Origin of the sequence: Catenibacterium sp. UBA627 (genome assembly GCF_002299355.1) — a bacterium.
Lineage (GTDB): Bacteria > Bacillota_I > Bacilli_A > Erysipelotrichales > Coprobacillaceae > Catenibacterium > Catenibacterium mitsuoka.
Genome location: NZ_DBPF01000077.1, coordinates 1 through 3,259, shown reverse-complemented (window position 1 = coordinate 3,259; position 3,259 = coordinate 1). Strand labels below are relative to the sequence as shown.

Annotated in this window: 6 protein-coding genes; 5 read left to right on the top strand and 1 reads right to left on the bottom strand. The window is 32.0% G+C overall.

Translation table 11 applies throughout. The features are described from left to right. The 3 genes from nrdI to B2S90_RS05050 form a co-directional block, all read left to right on the top strand. Window positions 1-349, top strand: a 349-nt coding sequence (nrdI, locus tag B2S90_RS05060; protein ID WP_422652253.1) for a class Ib ribonucleoside-diphosphate reductase assembly flavoprotein NrdI, incomplete at its 5' end; no start/stop codon positions are given. A 1-nt stretch (window position 350) separates the two neighbouring features. Beyond that, entirely contained in the window at window positions 351-932 is a 582-nt protein-coding gene (locus tag B2S90_RS05055; RefSeq protein WP_286696637.1) for a DUF3793 family protein, read from the top strand. A 20-nt stretch (window positions 933-952) separates the two neighbouring features. Continuing rightward, entirely contained in the window at window positions 953-1,600 is a 648-nt protein-coding gene (locus B2S90_RS05050) for a YggS family pyridoxal phosphate-dependent enzyme (RefSeq protein ID WP_187114820.1), read from the top strand. A gap of 42 nt (window positions 1,601-1,642) precedes the next feature. On the opposite strand, the gene B2S90_RS05045 is transcribed toward B2S90_RS05050, so the two are convergent. After that, window positions 1,643-1,807, bottom strand: coding sequence for a hypothetical protein (locus tag B2S90_RS05045; RefSeq protein ID WP_278780753.1), 165 nt, complete (start codon window positions 1,805-1,807; stop codon window positions 1,643-1,645). A gap of 521 nt (window positions 1,808-2,328) precedes the next feature. Between B2S90_RS05045 and B2S90_RS05040 the strand changes: the two genes are divergently transcribed. Together B2S90_RS05040 and B2S90_RS05035 are read left to right on the top strand one after the other, a co-directional pair. Continuing rightward, a complete protein-coding gene (locus tag B2S90_RS05040; RefSeq protein WP_055234093.1) occupies window positions 2,329-2,730 on the top strand; it encodes a hypothetical protein in 402 nt (133 codons plus the stop codon). A gap of 101 nt (window positions 2,731-2,831) precedes the next feature. Then, window positions 2,832-3,259, top strand: a 428-nt coding sequence (locus B2S90_RS05035; protein ID WP_286696636.1) for a DUF1349 domain-containing protein, incomplete at its 3' end; no start/stop codon positions are given.

The window sequence follows — 3,259 nt, the reverse complement described above, 5'->3', positions numbered from 1 at the left end:
AACAATGAAAGTAGTCTATGCATCAAGAACTGGAAATGTAGAAGCATTAATTGGAAAACTAGGTATTACAGACGCATTACATATTGAAGATGGTACAGAAAAGGTTTCTGAAGACTATATCTTATTTACTTATACAGATGGCTTTGGAGATGTTCCTTATGAAGTATCAGACTTCTTAGAAAACAATCCATCTATTAAAGGTGTTATTGCATCTGGTGATACTGGATATGGTGAAGCATATTGTTTAGCTGGTGATAAGATCAGTGAAGACTATCATGTTCCATGTCTTTATAAAGTAGAAAATGATGGTACTGATGATGATGTAGAAGCCATCAAAGAGTTACTTTAATATGACCTTAGGATATCATCAATTTGAACATCTTCTTCTTATGCATTGCACACCTACCTTGATCAAGCGTAAGTTAGGTAGTATGTTTCATCTTGATAATAGATATTCAGATGTTCATGAACTTGTAGAATATTATGATCAGATTCTTAACCTTCAAGGATTACGAATAAATCTCTTTTATGCTCATGGTCGTTATACAGTATATGTATATCTGCCTTCCTCACTCAATTATTTAATGACTAACAAAGACATTCAATCCTTTCTGAAACAATATGATTATCCTGATCATGATATTCTATCTCATCTAGAGAAACGTCTTGAGATGAGTCAATATCCACACGAAATAGGGTTATTTTTGGGTTATCCACTTGCTGATGTATGGGGGTTTGTACATCATAAGAAGTGTCAATGTTGTGGCTATTGGAAGGTATATGAAAATAAACGTGAAAAAGAAAGTCTCTTTAAACAATTTGACTGTTGTAAAAAAGAATTCATACTCCTTTATGAGCAGGGCTATTCTTTATTACAAATCCTTAATCAGGCTGATAATCAGCCTTTTTCTTTTACCTTAAATGAATTATAATATTTTCGGGGTGGTTATAAATGATGAGAGTAAATGAAGCAGAAACTAAAAGATTATTAGAAGCTGTTAAACCAGCGAAGCTTGTTGCAGCAACTAAATATATTGATGAAAAAGAAGTAGAAAAGCTAGAAGAATGCGGTGTTATGATCTATGGTGAAAATAAGGTACAGGACTTCTTGAAGAAGTATGAAGATTACCATGGAAAAGGTGTATGGCATTTTATTGGTACATTACAGACCAATAAAGTAAAGTATATTATTGATAAGGTACAGATGATTCATTCTGTCGCAAACTATAGATTAATTGATGAAATAGAGAAACAAGCAGCTAAACATGATCTCGTTATGGATATCTTATTACAGGTTAATATTGCGAAAGAAGAATCTAAACATGGCTTTAATGAAGAAGAAATGAATGAAGTTATGGACTACTTAAAAGATAAACCTCATTTAAATCCTAGAGGATTAATGATGATGGCTCCTAATATTGAAGTAGAAGAAACAAGACAATATTTTAAAGCAACTAAAGACCTATTAACTAAACTGCAGGAATCTTATCCTAACTATCAATTAACTGAACTATCAATGGGTATGACACATGACTTCCCTATTGCGGTTGCAGAAGGAAGTACAATGGTAAGACTTGGTCATGCATTATTTGATGAATAATTAAAAACATCCCTAGAAACATATGTTTCTAAGGATTTGTGTTTAGAATGGTAAATATGGATTATTATATGACTCACAAGATTCCTTGATATCATGACATACATGATCATAATCTTTCTTCTCTATCTTTCCATGTTCTGCCATACTTTTATAGAATTTCTTTAAACTTGTGGCAGTTGTTTTAACAGTTGAAGGAGTAGACCACATACATTTGCGGATAACCTAAAAAGTCACTAATGAACAAATCTGCATTAGATAGATGATTGTAGATGTTTTTAGCTGCATTTTCAAGATCTTCTTGAAAGAGAAGTAAGTATTCATGATTTGTGTCTTCATTTTTTTTACTAAAGTCTAGATAGTCCATAAGCGTTATATCCCTTTCGTTGTATCGATATATTATATAGTAACAGAAATAGAAAGGCGTTAGATTGATGAAAATTTTATAGAAATTATATTTTACCGACTTCATCATATCCTGCTGTTATAATAAAGATTTGGAGGATACAGGTATGATGAAACGTATATTAGCTGTTTTAGTGCTTGTTTCTGTAATGCTTATACCAGGTTGTTAGAATGATAAATATTCAGGTGAATTCAAGAATGATCAAGAAGTTGCAGAATATGTAGAGAAAATAATAAATAAGAAGTATAGCCGTTACTTTGATGATAAGCTATATTACTCTGATTATGGGACGACTGATGAAGGTGTTTTTTATGCGACTGTATATATGAAAGATGAGAAGTACGAATTTGGTGTTGAATATGATATTAAGAATAAGACATTAGAGACGGATGCATCAAAGGGATATCATTATGAGGAATTGCTGGAGGATATAAGAAATACGATTTCTAGCACAATGAAATATGATGTACAGGGTGCAAAATGTAATAAGCGTAAAGGATTTATCAAAGATTATTATAAGTTTATTCATGATAAGGATACGAAGATTGAGTTAATGTTGTATTTTGATGGATCTATGAGTGATGATGCTGCAAAGCAGGTACAAAGTTTAATGAATACTTTATTTCATAAGGGGTTTAATGGAACTGTTCAATGTTGTAATGGAGAGTATTATAGTGATGAATTTGAATTAGGCTCTATCCCTAATATTAAGGATATAGAAAAGTGAGATAATGAATAGACGGATAGTGTAAAAATAGTGAAAAACTTTTCTTTTAGGTATAATTATATTGGGAAATGAATATATGAAATCTATGGAGGATATGAAGGATGAGTATTGATATTAAGAATTTCAAGTGGATTCGTGAGCCAAAAGAATCCACAATCACAGACAGCAGGATTGAGATTGTCACAGAGCCACATACAGATTTATGGCAGAGAACTTATTATCATTTTAGAAATGATAATGCACCTGTTCTGCAGATGGAAACAGATGAAAAATACTTCAGTTTTGTCGTAGAAACAGATTTTGTGGATAGTCATACAAGATTTGATCAGTGCGGGGTTGTACTCTATTTAGACAGTGAGAATTGGTTAAAGGGTTCTATAGAATATGAGAATAAAGACTTTCAGCACCTTGGAAGTGTTGTAACTAACCATGGTTATTCAGATTGGGCAACCACAGAAATTCGTGCAGATGTAAAGAAAATGTGGTATCGCTTAAGTAGAAGAGAAGATGATTATTGTATAGAGTGTTC